The following is a 14,444-nucleotide window of genomic DNA, read 5'->3' as shown; positions in this document are numbered from 1 at the left end:
CCACCCCGCTCAGGACCGCTGCTGGGCGACCTCGGTCAGGTCGTCGAGCACCAGCCCGGCGCCCAGCGGCCCGATGGCCAGGAACCACCGGTCGTCGTCGACCGGCACCGCGTCGCCCCGCTGCACGGCGCCCATCGACTGCCACAGCCCACCGTTGGTGAGGTCGGCCAGCTCCGCCTCGCCGCCCTCGCCGTAGGCGGAGTAGAAGAGCAGGTCGCCGTCGGCGCGGCCGATCTCCTCCGGGCCCACCTCGACGAACGTCTCGTCGGTGCGCTGGAGCTCCGGACGGGCGAAGCCGGCGTCGGCCAGCACGGTGCCGATGAACGAGCCCTCGCCGTACAGCCGGGCCGAGCCCGTGCCGACGGACCGCACGATGCTCACCTCGACCTCCGCCGGCTCGCCGAAGAGCGCGCCCACCTCGGCGGCCCGGTCCTCGTACTCGGTGAGCAGCTCCTCGCCCTCCTCCGGCCGGCCGAGCGCCTCCGCGTAGACGGGGAGGTTCTGCTTCCACGTCTCCCCGACGCCCTCGCCCATGACCGTCGGGGCGATCCCCTGCAGCTGGTCGTACAGGTCGGTGTGCCGCGCGGTGTTGGACAGGATCAGGTCCGGGTCCAGTGCGGCGATCGCCTCCAGGTTCGGCTCCGCGATCGTGCCGACCTCGGCGATCTCGTCGGGGTCGGCGCCGGCGTCGGCCAGGTAGCCGGGCAGCTCGGTGCTCGCGTCGGTGCGCACGGCACCGACCGGTGTGACGCCCAGCGAGAGCACCGTGTCCAGCTCGCCGGTGTCCAGCACGACCACGCGCTCCGGCGTGCCGCTGATCTCCGCCTCGCCCAGGGCGTGGTCGACCGTGCGCACCTCGTCGGCGGTGCTGGCGGCAGCCCCGGCCGCGCTCCCGGTGGTCTCGCTGCCGGAGCCCCCGCAGCCGCTGACCGTCACCGCGGCGACCAGCCCCACCAGCCCGGCTCCTGCTCGACCCGTCCGCCGTCCCGGCACCTGCGCCACCTCTCGACACCCGTCGCGCCGACGCAACGGAAGGAAGGGCAGCCTAACCAAAGCCGACGGGGGCGGATCGACGCGGTCCACGGCCCAGGTCAGGCGGGCAGGCCGACCAGCCGGGCCGACAGGTCCCACAGCTCGCGCGCCCGGACGTCGTCGGCCGCCGAGGGCAGGGTCCGGGCCGGGGACCGGTCGCTGTGGTGGCCGCCGTCGCGCCAGCCCTCCTCGGCGGTCGCCAGCCAGACCAGCGTGTCCGCGCCCTGGGCGGGGGTGCGCATGAAGGCCCGCAGCGGGCTGCGGAACACCAGCCCGGCGACCCCGCGCGAGGCCTGCGCGAACGAGGTGGCGACCGCCCCGGGCTCGAAGCTGGTGGCGGTCACGTCCGGCGCCCAGCGGCGGGCCAGCTCCCGGGTGAACAGCACGTTCGCCCACTTGGCCCGGGAGTACACGAGCATGCCCGCGTACGGCCGGGGCACCTCGGCGAGCCCGGCCAGCCGGCCGCGCCGGACGCCGCCCAGCCAGTGCGCCCCGGACGAGGTGGTCACCACCCGGCCCCCGCCCGCCCGCAGCGGCTCCTCCAGCAGCCGGGTGAGGAGGTAGGGCGCGAGGTGGTCGACCTGGAAGGTCTGCTCGATGCCGTCGACGGTGCGCCCCGGGCGGCCGAACGTGGCGCCGGCGTTGCCGGCCAGCACGTCGATGCGCGGCAGCCGGGCGGTCAGGTCGGCGGCGAGCCGCCGCACGTCCTCGAGCCGGGCGAAGTCGGCGACCGCCGTCTCGACGCCGACCTCCGCCCCGATCGCGGCGGTCTTCTCCGGCGACCGGCCGACGGCGACCACCCGCCACCCGGCGCGGTGCAGCCGGCGGGCGGCCGCGGCTCCGATGCCGTCGCTGGCGCCGGTGACGACGGCGACCGGGCGCTCGTCCGGTGCGCCGCTCAGCGTGCGCGCTCGACGACGAACACCGGGATCTCCCGGTCGGTGCGGGTCTGGTACTCGGCGTAGTCGGGGAACGCGGCGACCGCCCGCTCCCACCACACGGCCTTCTCCTCGCCGGTGACCTCGCGGGCCACGCCGTCCCACACCTGGTCGCCGTCCTGCACGGTCACCTGGTCGGGGTGCGCCGTGAGGTTGAAGTACCAGGTCGGGTGCTTCGGCGCCCCGCCCGCGGAGGCGACCATCGCGTAGGCGCCGTCGTGCTCGATGCGCATCAGCGGGTTCTTGCGCACCTTGCCGCTCTTCGCGCCACGGGTGCTGTAGACGACGACCGGTTCGGTGCGGCCGGGCAGGGTGTTGCCCTCCCGCCCACCGGTGCGCTCGTAGAGCTCGACCTGGTCACGAACCCACTTCTCCGGGCTGGGCTGGTACTCACCGTCCAGGGGCATGCCCCGACCCTAGGTCGGTCCCCGGTCCCGCGCTCGGGAGGTGGGCCGGGCCCGGTTCTGCCACCCTCTCGGAGGCCGACGGCACCTGCGCCGCCGGCGACGACGAGGAGGACCGGGCGGGCATGCGGTACCGGGAGAGCGGCAGCCTGGACACCTCCGGGGTGCAGGACCGGCGCGGGCGCGGCGGGGGCATGCGCGGCGGGCGGGGTGTGGCGGTCGGCGGCGGCGGCCTCGGGCTGGTCGGCGTGCTGGTCGTCGTCCTGGTGCAGGTGCTGGGTGGTGGCGGCGGGACCGGTGCGGACCTCACCAGCGTGCTCGGGGAGCTGGAGAGCGGCCAGACCGTGGACACCGGCCGGCTCGCCGAGTCCTGCCGCACCGGCGCCGACGCCAACGACTCCGTCGACTGCGCGGTGGTCGCCGACGTCGAGTCGATCCAGGACTGGTGGTCGGGCACCGTCGGCGGCTACCGGCCGGCGCAGACCGTCTTCTTCGACGGTGCCGTGCAGACCGGGTGCGGTGGGGCGTCCAGCGGCACCGGCCCCTTCTACTGCCCCGGCGACGAGCAGGTGTACATCGACCTGTCCTTCTTCGACGACCTGCGCACCCGGTTCGGCGCGCAGGGCGGGTTGTTCGTCAACGCCTACGTGATCGCCCACGAGTACGGCCACCACGTGCAGCACCTGCTGGGCACCACCGACCGGGTGCAGCCCGGGGAGAGCGGGCCCACCAGCGGCTCGGTGCGGCTGGAGCTGCAGGCCGACTGCTACGCCGGCGCCTGGGCCGCGCACGCGACCACGGTGCCCGACGACTCCGGTGAGCCGCTGATCGCGGAGATCACCGAGGAGGACGTGCAGCGGGCGCTGGACACCGCCGGGCGGATCGGCGACGACTTCATCCAGGGCGAGCTGGGCGACGGCACCGTGGACCAGGAGTCGTTCACCCACGGCACCTCCGAGCAGCGCCGCCGCTGGTTCACCACCGGGTTCCGGACCGGCGACCCGGCGCAGTGCGACACCTTCGCCGTCGACGACCTCGGCTGACACCGGACGGGAAGCCGGGTCCGCCACCCGCGGTTGCAGCGACCATGACGACCCTCGGACTCATCGGCGCCGGGAACATCGGCACCGCCCTCGCCCAGGCAGCCCTCGACGCCGGCCACGACGTCGTGCTCAGCAACTCCCGCGGCCCCCAGACGCTCACCGACCTGGTGACCGCCCTGGAACAGCGCCCGGGCCGGCGCGGCAGCGTGCGCGCCGGCACCGCGGCCGAGGCCGCGGCGGCCGCGGACCTCGCGGTGGTGACGATCCCGCTGAAGAACGTCGACCAGGTGCCCGTGGAACCGCTCGCGGGCAAGGTCGTGATCGACACGAACAACTACTACCCGCAGCGCGACGGCCAGATCGCCGAGCTGGACGACGAGTCGACGACGACGGCGGAGCTGCTGCAGGCGCACCTGCCGACCTCGCGCGTGGTCAAGGCGTTCAACCACATCGGCGCCCGGGACATCGTCGAGCAGGGGCAGCCCGCCGGCACCCCGCACCGGCGGGCGCTGGCCGTGGCCGGGGACGATGCCGCCGCCAAGGAGCAGGTCGGGTCGTTCATCGCCGAGCTCGGCTTCGACGTCGTCGACCTCGGCCCGCTGGCCGAAGGCTGGCGGATCCAGCGGGACACCCCCGGCTACGGGCCGCGGATGGACGCCGAGCAGCTCCGCGCCGCCACCGCCGCGGCGAAGCGCTACCGGGACATGTGACGCCGGGCCGCGGGGCCGCCGAGGCGGCCCCGCGGGTCAGCCCGCCTGCTCCTCGGCCTCGATCTGCGCGTTCCAGTCGCGCTTCTCGGCCTGCCAGCGGTCCTCGGTGCGGCCCACCCGCCAGTACCCGGAGATCGAGGTGAACTCCGGGTCGAGCCCGCGCTCGGCGCGCAGGTGCCGGCGCAGCTCGCGGACCAGCCCCGCCTCGCCGTGCACGAACACGTGACCCCGGCCGGCCGGCAGCGGCGCGGCGCGCACCGCGTCGACCAGCGCCCGCCCGGGCTCCGCCGAGCCGCGGTGCACCCAGGTCAGCTCGGCGCCCGCCGGCGTCGGCACGTCGGCCTGTTCCTCCTCCGGCCCGGCGACCTCCAGGAACACCAGCGCCCGGGCGCCGTCGCCGACCCGGTGCAGGGAGGCCGCGATCGCCGGGAGCGCACTCTCGTCGCCCACCAGCAGGTGCCAGTCGGCGTCCGGCCGGGGGGTGTAGGCCCCGCCGGGGCCGAGCAGCTGGATCCGGTCGCCGGGCTGCGCCGACGCCGCCCACGGCCCGGCCACCCCCGCGTCGCCGTGGTGCACGAAGTCGATGGTGAGCTCACCGGTCACCGGGTCCCAGGCCCGCACCGTGTAGGTGCGGGTGACCGGCCACTGGTCACCGGGGAGCTCCGCCCGGACCTGCTCCGGGTCGAAGGGCACCCCGTAGGACGCACCGGCCGGCGGGAACAGCAACTTGACGTAGTGATCGGTGAACTCCCCGGCGGGGAACCCGGTCAGCCCCTCACCGCCGAGCACCACCCGGATCATGTGCGGCGTCAGCCGCGAGGTGCCGACCACCTCCGCCACCCTGGGCGCGCGTGCCCGCCGCTTCCTGGGCTCCGCTGCCGCCTGTGTCGCTCCGGTCATCCCGTCTCCTCCCACCAGGCAAGGGAAGGCTCCCCTTACCGAGAGGGGAGGCTACGCCGACGGTCCGGCCCCGGTCCGCCCGGTGGTCCGGGAATGTCGATCGCACCGGTTTACACCGTAGACGGGCACGGGTACCCGCCAGTCCAACGGAACGGCGTCCACCGAGACCACGGTGGGCCCACCCGCGCGACACCGACCTGGACACCTCCGGGTGCCCGCACCTCCGTTCCGCGACCCGACACCACCACCCCGGCCTGCTCGGCCGGCGATGGCGCGCGCCCGGTCGCGGACGGCCGGAGCCCAGTTCCACACCACCAGTTCCACACCACGAGCCCGATGCACGACGAGGAGGAACGATGACCCACTCCATCGACACCCCGACGCAGTCACCTTCGAGCGGGGCAGCTGACCGCACGGGCAACGCGTCGACCAAGGACGCCGCCAAGGGCGCCGCCCAGGAGACCACGGACACCGCCAGGGACCAGGCGAAGAACGTCGGCCACACCGCTGCCGAGGCCGGCAGCCAGGTCGCCGCCACCGCGGCCGACCAGGCCAAGCAGGTGACCCACGAGGCCAGCCGTCAGGCGCAGGACCTCGTGGCCCAGGGCCGCCAGCAGCTCACCGAGCAGGCCCGCACCGGCCAGCAGAAGGCCGGTCAGGGCCTGGGCGAGATCGCCGGCCAGCTGCGCAGCATGGCCGAGGGCGGCGGCGAGACCCCGAGCGGGCCGGCGGCCGACCTGGTCCGTCAGGCGGGCGACAAGGTCGACCAGCTGGCCAGCTGGGTGTCCGACCGCGAGCCCGGCGACATGCTCCAGGACGTGCGGGCCTTCGCCCGCCGCCGGCCGGGCGCGTTCCTGCTCGGTGCGGCCATCGCCGGCGTGGTCGCCGGGCGGCTGACCACCGGCGCCGTCGCGGCACACAAGGACGAGAACGACTCCGGCCAGGGCGACGGCGGCACCCGCCAGCCCGCGACGGGCAACTACGTCGCCGAGACGCCGACGACCGGCTACGCCGTCGGCACCACGGGGTACGCGACCACCGGTACCACCGGCTCGGTCCCGCCCCCGCCGTACGGCACCCTGCCGCCGGAGGGCACGACCGTGACCCCGGCTGCCGGTGCCGGCTGGGACGACGAGTCCCGCACCCCGGGTGAGGGTCGGCTGTGACCGCCCCCGGCGGCAACCAGACCTACGGCCAGGCCGGTTACGCGGGCGCCGGGGCCACCGGGTTCGTCCCGACGGAGCACTCCGGCAACACGGCGCAGCCGATGACCGAGGAGGGCCACCCCGACGTGGAACGCGCGTCGGTCGGTCAGCTGATCGGCGAGGTCAGCCGGGACCTGTCCACCCTGATGCGTCAGGAGCTGGAGCTGGCCAAGGCCGAGCTGCGGCAGGAGGCCAACGAGGCCACCGGCATCGTGAAGAGCCAGGCGAACGAGGCCACCGCCGCGGCCAAGGCGGAGGCGACCAAGGCGGGCAAGGGCGCCGGGATGCTCGGCGGGGCCGCCTTCGCGGGCTACATGCTGGTGCTCTTCCTGAGCCTGGCGCTGATGTGGGCACTGGCCAGCGCCATCCCCGTCGGCTGGTCCGCGCTGATCGTGGCGGTCGTCTGGGGGCTGATCGCCGCCGTCCTCGCCGCCATGGGCCGCAAGAAGCTCAAGGAGGTCGACCCCAAGCGGGTCACGCAGGCGGTCGACTTCTCGCAGCTCAAGCAGGTGGACCCGAAGCCCGAGCAGACCGTGGACACCCTCAAGCAGGTGCCCGGCGCGCTGAAGCCCCACTGACCTGCTCCCCTCCTCTACTCCGACAGGAGATCTCCCATGACCAGCAGTGACCCGGACCAGATCCGGCGCCAGATCGAGGACACCCGCGCCAACCTGAGCTACGACGTGGACGCGCTGAACGAGAAGGTCAGCCCGACCCGGGTGATGGACCGTCGCGTCGGCAAGGCCAAGACCACCATGTCCGGCTTCAAGGACAAGGTGTTCGGCAGCGCCCACGACGCCCGTGACCAGGTGAGCAACCGTGCGTCGCAGGCCCAGGGCAGCGCCCAGGGGGCCGCGCACGACGCCGCCGGCAACGTCCAGGGTGCCGCGCACAGCGCCATGGACACCGTCCAGCACGCGCCCGAGACGATCCAGCGCCAGGCGCAGGGCAACCCCCTCGCCGCCGGCGTGATCGCCTTCGGGGTCGGCTGGCTCGTCTCCTCGCTGCTGCCCACCAGCGAGCGGGAGAAGCAGCTCGCCTCGCAGGCGGAGTCGGCGCTCAAGGAGCACTCCGAGCCGCTCAAGGAGCAGGCGAAGAACGTGGCCCAGGAGATCGGCGACAACCTGAAGCCGGCCGCCCAGGACGCGATGGAGTCGGTCAGGACCACCGCCCAGGACGGCGTGCAGACCGTGAAGGACGAGGGCCAGCACGCCGCCGAGGACGTCAAGGGCGAGGGCCAGCACGCCGCCCAGAACGTCAAGGGCCAGGCCCAGGAGTCCCGCCAGAAGGTCCAGGAGAAGTCCTCCTCCTGATCGGCCGCGACACCCCGTCGGCCCCCGGTGCAGCTGCACCGGGGGCCGACGTGCGTCCCGGGCCTGCCGGCCTGGTTCACCTGCACGGGTGAGCGGCCGGGCGGCGCTGCTCCAGGAACACCACCGGGCTGACGTTGTCCGAGGCGACGGACTCCGTCCCGGCCGGGACGGGCCCTGCCCGCAGAGGAGCGTGACGCCGTGGACCCCCAACCCGTGGACCCCGGCACCGTGGACCCCGCCGCCCGCGTGCTGGTGGCCGACGACGAGGCCGACATCCGCCTGCTCGTCTCCCTCGCCGTGCGCAAGGCCGGCTGCACCCTGCTGACCTCCGTCGCCGACGGTGCGCAGGCCCTGGCCGCGGCCCGCACCGAGCGGCCCGACCTCGTGGTGCTCGACGTGTCGATGCCCGAGCTCACCGGGCTGGAGGTCTGCGCCGAACTGCGCGCCGACCCGGCCACCGCGGGCACCCGGGTACTGCTGCTGTCGGCCGGTGCGTCGCCGGACGACGTCGCCCGCGGGCTGGCCGCCGGCGCCGACGCGTACCTGCCCAAGCCCTTCACCGTCGCCGGCCTGGTCGCCGAGGTCCGCCGGCTCTGCTCACCGGGGAGTGCCTCGTGACCGCCCTGCTCGACCCGGCGGCCACGGCCGGCTCCCCTCCCCCGGCCCCACGGCCCCCTGCCGCGTCGTCCGCCCCCGTGGTGCTGGCCGCCGTCGTCGTCTCCGCCGTGGCCGTGCTGCTCACCCGCCCCGGGTCGACGCTGCTCGGCGTCGCCGGGCTCGTGGCCGTGCTCGCCGTGGGCGAGCTCGCCCGGCGCCTGCACCGGCAGCTCGCCGCCTCCGCGGCGCTGGAGGGGCAGCGGCGGGAACTGGTGAGCCGGGGCCAGTCGACCGCCGAGGAGCTCGAGGTCGCCACCCGGATGATGCGGGCCCGGGCGCAGACGATGACCAGCGTCATCGACGCCGTCACCGAGCAGTCCATCATCGGCACCGACCCCGATGGCGTGATCCGGGTGTGGAACCCGGGCGCCGAGCGGCTGCTCGGGCTCCCGCGCGCGGAGGTCGTCCGCCGGCGGAGCATCACCGAGTTCCACGACCCCGAGGAGCTCCGGCCCGGTGCCGACGCCGACCCGGCCGACCGCTTCGCCGCGCTCGTGCAGGTGGCGCGGGAGCAGGGCAGCGACGTCCGGGACTGGACCTACCTCACCGCCGACGGCCGGCGGCTCACCGTCGCCGTGGCGATCACCCCCCGCACCGACGACGGCGGCGAGCAGGCCGGCTGGAACTTCGTCGCCACCGACATGACCGAGGCGCGCGCCAGCGAGCGGCTCAAGGACCAGTTCGTCAGCCTGATCTCCCACGAGCTGCGCACCCCGCTGAGCTCCATCCTCGGCTACCTGGAACTGGTGCTCGACGATCCCGACCAGCCGCTGACCGACGAGCAGCGCCAGTACCTGGGCACCGTCGAGCGCAACGCCCAGCGCCTGCTGCGGCTGGTCGGCGACCTGCTGTTCACCGCCCAGGTGGACGCCGGGAAGTTCACCCTGCAGCCCGCCGACGTCGACCTCGCCGCGGTGGTGCGCGGCGCCGAGGAGACCGCGCGGGTCACCGCTGCCGGGCGGGGCATCGCCCTGGCCGTGGAGGTGCCGGACGACGGGCTGGTGGTGCGCGGCGATGCGCTCCGGCTGGGGCAGGCCTGCGACAACCTGGTCTCCAACGCGGTGAAGTTCACGCCCGCCGGCGGCTCGGTCACCCTGCGGCTGCGCGCCGGGTGGCAGGACGACGCCGGCGCGGAGGTCGCCCCCGGCACCGCCGGCGCGCGCCCCGTCGCGCTGTTGTCGGTGAGCGACACCGGGGTCGGCATCCCGGCCGGTGAGCAGGGGCGGCTGTTCACCAGCTTCTTCCGCGCCTCGACCGCGCGCCGCAACGCCGTCCCCGGCGTCGGGCTGGGGCTCACCATCACCAAGGCGATCACCACCGCGCACGGCGGCACGCTCGGCGTGACCAGCGTCGAGGGCCGCGGCACGACCTTCATCCTCGCCCTGCCGCTCGGCTGAGGCCTGCTCGTCCGGCTCTCCCGAACGCCCCCGCCAGGCTCTGCCGGCGGGGGCGTTCGCGTGTGCGGGAAGGTGCCGCGTTCCTTGCGGTTTTCTTGCGGATCGCTCGCGGGACCCCTGCGGAAGGGCCTCCAGAGTCGTGTCTGTCGCCGGGATCCCCCGCCGACACCGGCACGAGACCAGGGAGACCCGCCATGAGCGCCACCACCACCGCCTCCGCCACCCGCGGCCGCACCGCCCGCAAGATCCTCGGCTCGCTCGGCGTCGTGGGCGCCGCGGCCGCCGTCGCCGGCCTGGGCACCTTCGGCACCTTCACCGACAGCACCACCCCGCTGAACGCGTCGGTCACGACGGGCACGCTCGACATCCAGCTGGACCGGGCCGGCACCACCACGCTGCCGATGAGCGCGGCCGGCTTCGTGCCCGGCTCCTCGATCAGCCGGGCCGTCGACCTGCGCAACGCCGGCGACCTGCCCTTCTCGGGCCTCCTGCTCCAGTCGACCGCAACGGCCAGCAGCATCCTGGACACCGACGCCAGCAACGGGCTCCAGATGACCGTCAGCTCCTGCCCGGTCGCGTGGACCGAGTCGATCTCCGGCGGCGCTGCGACCTACTCGTGCAGCACTCCCGCGTCGCTGTACGCCGGCCGGGCCGTTCCGGGGGCGTCCATCGCCATCAACAACCTGAAGAGCCTGGCCGTCGGCGGCACCGACCACCTGGTGGTCACCCTGTCGCTGCCCGCGAGCGCCGGCAACGAGTTCCAGAACAAGACCTCCACCCTGGCCCTGACCTTCTCCGGCACCCAGGCCACCGGTTCCGCGCGCTGACCTGGCGCTCCCCCACCCGCTGACACCCTCCCGGAGGACCCGCCATGACCACCGCCCTGCTCGCACCCCCCGCACGCACCGCGGACGCCGACCAGCGTCCGGCGCAGCAGCTGACCCAGGCCGCCCGTCCGTCGGGCGCCGGGAAGCGGGCCCTGGCCCGGGCGTCGCGCTGGACGGTGCGGCTGCTGCTCGCGCTCGCCGTCCTGGTCTTCGCGGTCCTGGCGATCGGCCCCCACGTCCTGGGGTACCGCACGATGACGATGCTGACCGGGAGCATGTCGCCGGTCATCGACCCGGGTGACGTCACGATCGTGACGCCGCTGCCGGTCGAGGAGGTCGAGCCGGGGATGATCATCGCGTACCACATCCCGGTCGACGACCACCGCGTCGTCAGCCACCGGGTGCTCTCGGTGGAGCACGGCGAGAACGGCCAGGTCACCGTCGAGACCAAGGGCGACGCGAACGACGCGGTCGACCCGTGGCAGGCCACGCTGCAGGGCGACACCGCCTGGCAGGTGCGGGCCGTGGTGCCCGAGCTGGGCCACCTCATCGAGGCCCTGCGCACGCCGGTCGTGAGCCAGGCCCTGGTCTACGGCGCTCCGGCGCTGCTGGCCGGCTGGCTGCTGCTGACCATCTGGCGGCCGGCGGAGGTCGAGCAGGAGGTCGCGCAGGACGACGACACCGAGGGTGATCGGGCATGACCCGGGTGCACCGCAGCCTGCTGCTCCTCGCCGTCGCCGTCGCCACCGTGCTGGGGCTGACCGTCTCCCCCGCCCAGGCGTCCTTCACCGCTCAGGCCCGCACCACCGTGGACGCCAGCACGCTGACCGTCGCACCGGTCACCAACCCCTCGACCGCCGGCACCCGGTGCAGCACCACCTACACCTACAGCCAGTGGAACAACACCTGGTACGCCAGCCGCACCCTGCACGCCCGGGTGTCCTGGAGCCCGAGCACGACCCGCGGGGTCACCGGGTACCAGCTCACCGCCGTCTTCCGCGACGGCAGCACCTTCCCGCTGGCCACCGTCGGCCCGGGCACGACCAGCCTCACCCAGGACGTCGACGGCTCCTACGCCGACCAGGGGATCCGGGTCCGCATCACCACCCTCACCAGCTACGGCTGGACCTCCGCACCGGCCCAGACAGGAGCAGTGACGTGCTGACCGCCCTCGTCATCGACGCCTCCCCCGCCGCCCGGCAGCAGGTCACCGGCCTGCTGGAGCTGGCCGGCTGGGGTGTCCACGAGGCCGGCGACGCCGAGGACGCCCGCTGGCTGAGCGATTCCATCTCGATGGACCTGGTGGTCACCGCCGCCGCGGTGCCCGGCGCACCGGACGGGCCCGCCCTGCTCACCGAGCTGCGCGCCGCCGGCAGCACCGCCCGCTTCCTGGTCGTCACCCCCGAACCCACGGACGAGGTGCGCGCCGCCGCTGCGGCGGCCGGCGCCCTCGCGTGCCTGGCCGCCCCGTTCGACGCACGCCTCCTGCTGGACCTGCTGCGCAACCGGAGCGCCGCAGCGACCGCCGGGGTCCTCGACCTGGTGGACGTCGAGGACCTGGCCGAGGCCGACCTGGACGCCGAGCTGATGGACCGGCTGCAGGTGATGTACGCCGACGCGCTGCCGACCCGGTTGTCGGCGATCGCCCGGGGTGTCCGGTCCGGTGACCCCCGCGCCGTGGCCAGCGCCGCCCAGGCCCTCGCCGGCCCCTCCGGCCAGCTGGGGCACCCCGAGGTCGCCGACGTCTGCCGGGCCATCGCGGCCGACGCCCGGCGCGGGATCGTCGCCCACGGCCGGCTGGCCGAGCTCAGCGGCCTGGCCCGCCCGGCCGGCAGCCGGGACGACGTCGACCGGCGCCGCCAGGTGGCCTTCGCCGCCGACGTGACGGCGGGGCGGGCCGACCTGGCCGCCACGCTGCACGCGGTCGACGCGGCGACCGGCCGGATGCTGGCCCGGCGGCGCGGCCTCGCGGCCTGACCGTTCGCGTCGCTCAGGCGACGAGGCGGTAGCCCACGCCCCGGACCGTCTTGATCTCCGGTGAGTTCAGGCCCGCCGCGGTGAGCTTGCGGCGCAGGTTGGACATGTGTGCCTCGACCAGCCGGAGGTTGCCCTCCCAGTCGGTCTGCCAGACCTCGCGCAGCAGCGTCTCGCGCTGCAGCACCCGGCCGGGCCGGGAGACCAGGGCGGCGAGCAGGTCGAACTCGGTGCGGGTCAGGTCGACCGCGGCGCCGTCCACCCGCACCTCCCGGGTGTCCGGGTCGACCTCCAGGTCGGCCAGTCGCTGCACCGAGTCCTCGAGGGCCGGCCGGGGCTCGGGCACGGCCACGGTGCGGGGCCGCCGCAACATGGTCTGCACCCGGGCCACCAGCTCGCGCGGGGAGAAGGGCTTGGACATGTACCCGTCGGCGCCGACGGCCAGCCCGATGAGCAGGTCGACCTCCTCGGCGCGGGCGGTCAGCATCAGCACGTAGCAGTCGGTCTCGGCGCGCAGCTGGCGGCAGACCTCGGTGCCGTCGGCGTCGGGCAGGCCGAGGTCCAGCACGACGACGTCGGGAGCCTCGCGACGCACCTCGGCCAGGCACTCGGCACCCGTGGTCGCCTCGCGGACGTCCATGCCCGCCCGGCGCAGGACGGTGACGACGAGCTCGCGGATCTCCTGGGTGTCCTCGACGACGAGGACCGACTGACCCGACACGACCTCTCCTCCACGGACGACGACTGCCCCGGACGCAGGTGGCATCCGGGGCAGTCATCGACATCCGGGGCGGGGCTCTCCAGCGGGCAGCCGGCCACCCGCCCCGAACGGGTGACGCGGGCCCTCACACGAAGGCGCTCATACCGGTGATCGAGCGGCCGACGATGAGGGTGTTCATCTCCCGGGTGCCCTCGTAGGAGTAGAGCGCCTCGGCGTCGTTGAAGTACCGGACGACGTCGTTCTCCAGCACGATCCCGTTGCCGCCGAACAGCTCACGGGCCATCGCGACGGTCTCCCGCCCACGGCTGGTGACGTAGCTCTTGGCCAGCGCGGCCTGGTCGTCGCCGAGCGCGTCGACCTCCTGCAGCTGGGAGATCCGCACGGTCATGCCGAGGCTGGCGGTGACGTTGCCGAGCATCTTGGCCAGCAGGTCCTGGATCAGCTGGAAGCCACCGATCGGCCGACCGAACTGCTCGCGGCTCTTCGCGTAGGCGACCGCGGCCTCGTAGGCCCCGACCTGGCAGCCGACACCGCTCCAGGCCACCCCGCCGCGGGTCACCTTGAGCACCTTGTTGACGTCCTTGAAGGTGTTGCCGTCCGCCAGCTTGTTCGCCGCGGGGATGCGGCACCCGGTGAAGGTCAGGTCGGCGTTCTGCACGGTGCGCAGCGCGAACTTGTCCTCGATCTTGCTGGCGGCGAAGCCGGGGGTGCCCTTCTCCACGACGAACGTCTTCACCTGGTCGTCGGCCACGTCGCGGGCGAACACGACGACGACGTCGGCGAAGGTGCCGTTGCCGATCCAGCGCTTGGCGCCGTCGAGCACCCACTCGTCGCCCTCACGCCGGGCGGTGGTGCGCATGCCGCGGGCGACGTCGGAGCCGCCCTCGGGCTCGGTCAGCGCGAAGGCGCCGATCGTCTGCATCGCCATCATCGAGGGGATCCAGCGCTGCCGCTGCTCCTCCGAGCCGAGGATCATGATCGAGCCCATGGCCAGGCCGTTGTGCACGCCGAGGAAGGTGGCGATCGACGGGTCGACCCGGGACAGCTCCATCGCCTGGAAGCCGGTGAACAGCCGGGAGGCCCGGGGCCGCCCCTCCCAGTCGTAGGAGCGCCCGACGATGTCGGCGTCGGCGAACGCCGGGATCAGGTCCATCGGGAACTCGGCGGCGGCCCAGGCCGCGTTGACCCGCGGCTTGACCTCCGACTCGAGGAACTCGCGGAGGGCCAGCAGCTCCTTCTGCTCCTCGTCGCTGAGCAGCGACTGGAAGGCGAAGAAGTCGGCGGGCAGCAGCAGGTCGGTGGTCACGCGGGTGCCTCTCTCGG

Annotated in this window: 17 protein-coding genes; 11 read left to right on the top strand and 6 right to left on the bottom strand. The window is 74.4% G+C overall.

The features are described from left to right. Positions 1-9: 9 nt before the first annotated feature. The 3 genes from JD78_RS01960 to JD78_RS01950 all read right to left on the bottom strand — a co-directional run bounded on the left by JD78_RS01960 (position 10) and on the right by JD78_RS01950 (position 2,377). Positions 10-954, bottom strand: coding sequence for an ABC transporter substrate-binding protein (locus JD78_RS01960; RefSeq protein ID WP_208103952.1), 945 nt, complete (start codon positions 952-954; stop codon positions 10-12). A 137-nt stretch (positions 955-1,091) separates the two neighbouring features. Continuing rightward, entirely contained in the window at positions 1,092-2,027 is a 936-nt protein-coding gene (locus tag JD78_RS01955; RefSeq protein ID WP_166520917.1) for an SDR family NAD(P)-dependent oxidoreductase, read from the bottom strand. Continuing rightward, on the bottom strand, positions 1,931-2,377 hold the full coding sequence (locus tag JD78_RS01950; RefSeq protein WP_153360815.1) for a nitroreductase family deazaflavin-dependent oxidoreductase: 447 nt from the start codon (positions 2,375-2,377) through the stop codon (positions 1,931-1,933). Before JD78_RS01950 ends, JD78_RS01955 begins: the two co-directional genes overlap by 97 nt. A 122-nt stretch (positions 2,378-2,499) precedes the next feature. Between JD78_RS01950 and ypfJ the strand changes: the two genes are divergently transcribed. Then, positions 2,500-3,417 (top strand): KPN_02809 family neutral zinc metallopeptidase, encoded by a 918-nt coding sequence (gene ypfJ / locus JD78_RS01945; RefSeq protein WP_153360816.1) that lies wholly within the window; start codon positions 2,500-2,502, stop codon positions 3,415-3,417. A gap of 44 nt (positions 3,418-3,461) precedes the next feature. Continuing rightward, on the top strand, positions 3,462-4,127 hold the full coding sequence (locus tag JD78_RS01940; protein ID WP_153360817.1) for an NADPH-dependent F420 reductase: 666 nt from the start codon (positions 3,462-3,464) through the stop codon (positions 4,125-4,127). A gap of 36 nt (positions 4,128-4,163) precedes the next feature. Here JD78_RS01940 and JD78_RS01935 read toward each other — a convergent pair whose 3' ends face one another. Then, on the bottom strand, positions 4,164-5,027 hold the full coding sequence (locus tag JD78_RS01935) for a siderophore-interacting protein (protein WP_153360818.1): 864 nt from the start codon (positions 5,025-5,027) through the stop codon (positions 4,164-4,166). Between the two features lie 356 nt (positions 5,028-5,383). On the opposite strand from JD78_RS01935, the gene JD78_RS01930 reads away from it, so the two are divergent. From JD78_RS01930 to JD78_RS01890, 9 genes are all read left to right on the top strand, one after another. Next, positions 5,384-6,193, top strand: coding sequence for a hypothetical protein (locus JD78_RS01930; RefSeq protein WP_153360819.1), 810 nt, complete (start codon positions 5,384-5,386; stop codon positions 6,191-6,193). Beyond that, on the top strand, positions 6,190-6,810 hold the full coding sequence (locus JD78_RS01925; RefSeq protein WP_228395198.1) for a phage holin family protein: 621 nt from the start codon (positions 6,190-6,192) through the stop codon (positions 6,808-6,810). Before JD78_RS01930 ends, JD78_RS01925 begins: the two co-directional genes overlap by 4 nt. A gap of 36 nt (positions 6,811-6,846) precedes the next feature. Continuing rightward, positions 6,847-7,545 carry a DUF3618 domain-containing protein gene (locus tag JD78_RS01920; RefSeq protein WP_153360820.1) on the top strand — a complete coding sequence of 233 codons (699 nt, stop codon included), beginning with the start codon at positions 6,847-6,849 and terminating at the stop codon, positions 7,543-7,545. 198 nt (positions 7,546-7,743) lie between these two features. Then, positions 7,744-8,163, top strand: coding sequence for a response regulator (locus tag JD78_RS01915; RefSeq protein WP_228395199.1), 420 nt, complete (start codon positions 7,744-7,746; stop codon positions 8,161-8,163). After that, positions 8,160-9,599, top strand: a complete 1,440-nt coding sequence (locus tag JD78_RS01910) for a sensor histidine kinase (protein ID WP_153360821.1) — start codon at positions 8,160-8,162, stop codon at positions 9,597-9,599. Before JD78_RS01915 ends, JD78_RS01910 begins: the two co-directional genes overlap by 4 nt. 194 nt (positions 9,600-9,793) lie before the next feature. Next, complete coding sequence (locus JD78_RS01905; RefSeq protein WP_166520916.1) at positions 9,794-10,426, top strand: TasA family protein; 633 nt, start codon at positions 9,794-9,796, stop codon at positions 10,424-10,426. A 44-nt stretch (positions 10,427-10,470) separates the two neighbouring features. Further along, complete coding sequence (locus JD78_RS01900) at positions 10,471-11,127, top strand: signal peptidase I (protein ID WP_153360822.1); 657 nt, start codon at positions 10,471-10,473, stop codon at positions 11,125-11,127. Continuing rightward, on the top strand, positions 11,124-11,591 hold the full coding sequence (locus JD78_RS01895; protein WP_166520915.1) for a hypothetical protein: 468 nt from the start codon (positions 11,124-11,126) through the stop codon (positions 11,589-11,591). The genes JD78_RS01900 and JD78_RS01895 overlap by 4 nt, the downstream gene beginning before the upstream one ends. Then, positions 11,585-12,403: a response regulator gene (locus JD78_RS01890; protein ID WP_166520914.1), complete on the top strand. Its 819-nt coding sequence runs from the start codon at positions 11,585-11,587 to the stop codon at positions 12,401-12,403. Before JD78_RS01895 ends, JD78_RS01890 begins: the two co-directional genes overlap by 7 nt. A 13-nt stretch (positions 12,404-12,416) precedes the next feature. Here JD78_RS01890 and JD78_RS01885 read toward each other — a convergent pair whose 3' ends face one another. Together JD78_RS01885 and JD78_RS01880 are read right to left on the bottom strand one after the other, a co-directional pair. Next, positions 12,417-13,121 (bottom strand): response regulator transcription factor, encoded by a 705-nt coding sequence (locus JD78_RS01885; RefSeq protein WP_194290481.1) that lies wholly within the window; start codon positions 13,119-13,121, stop codon positions 12,417-12,419. A 124-nt stretch (positions 13,122-13,245) separates the two neighbouring features. After that, positions 13,246-14,427, bottom strand: a complete 1,182-nt coding sequence (locus JD78_RS01880) for an acyl-CoA dehydrogenase family protein (RefSeq protein WP_208103951.1) — start codon at positions 14,425-14,427, stop codon at positions 13,246-13,248. Positions 14,428-14,444 lie beyond the last annotated feature (17 nt).

This window comes from Modestobacter roseus (assembly GCF_007994135.1).
Classification (GTDB): domain Bacteria; phylum Actinomycetota; class Actinomycetes; order Mycobacteriales; family Geodermatophilaceae; genus Modestobacter; species Modestobacter roseus.
The sequence above is the reverse complement of the archived record's forward strand: the minus strand, read 5'-3'. Positions and strand labels throughout refer to the sequence as shown.

Excerpts from the sequence above, each read along its gene's own strand:
- JD78_RS01930 (WP_153360819.1), top strand. The coding sequence starts at position 5,384 with ATGACCCACTCCATCGACACCCCGACGCAGTCACCTTCGAGCGGGGCA.
- JD78_RS01920 (WP_153360820.1), top strand. The coding sequence starts at position 6,847 with ATGACCAGCAGTGACCCGGACCAGATCCGGCGCCAGATCGAGGACACC.
- JD78_RS01895 (WP_166520915.1), top strand. The coding sequence starts at position 11,124 with ATGACCCGGGTGCACCGCAGCCTGCTGCTCCTCGCCGTCGCCGTCGCC.
- JD78_RS01950 (WP_153360815.1), bottom strand. The coding sequence starts at position 2,377 with ATGCCCCTGGACGGTGAGTACCAGCCCAGCCCGGAGAAGTGGGTTCGT.
- JD78_RS01935 (WP_153360818.1), bottom strand. The coding sequence starts at position 5,027 with ATGACCGGAGCGACACAGGCGGCAGCGGAGCCCAGGAAGCGGCGGGCA.
- JD78_RS01905 (WP_166520916.1), top strand. The coding sequence starts at position 9,794 with ATGAGCGCCACCACCACCGCCTCCGCCACCCGCGGCCGCACCGCCCGC.
- ypfJ (WP_153360816.1), top strand. The coding sequence starts at position 2,500 with ATGCGGTACCGGGAGAGCGGCAGCCTGGACACCTCCGGGGTGCAGGAC.
- JD78_RS01940 (WP_153360817.1), top strand. The coding sequence starts at position 3,462 with ATGACGACCCTCGGACTCATCGGCGCCGGGAACATCGGCACCGCCCTC.
- JD78_RS01900 (WP_153360822.1), top strand. The coding sequence starts at position 10,471 with ATGACCACCGCCCTGCTCGCACCCCCCGCACGCACCGCGGACGCCGAC.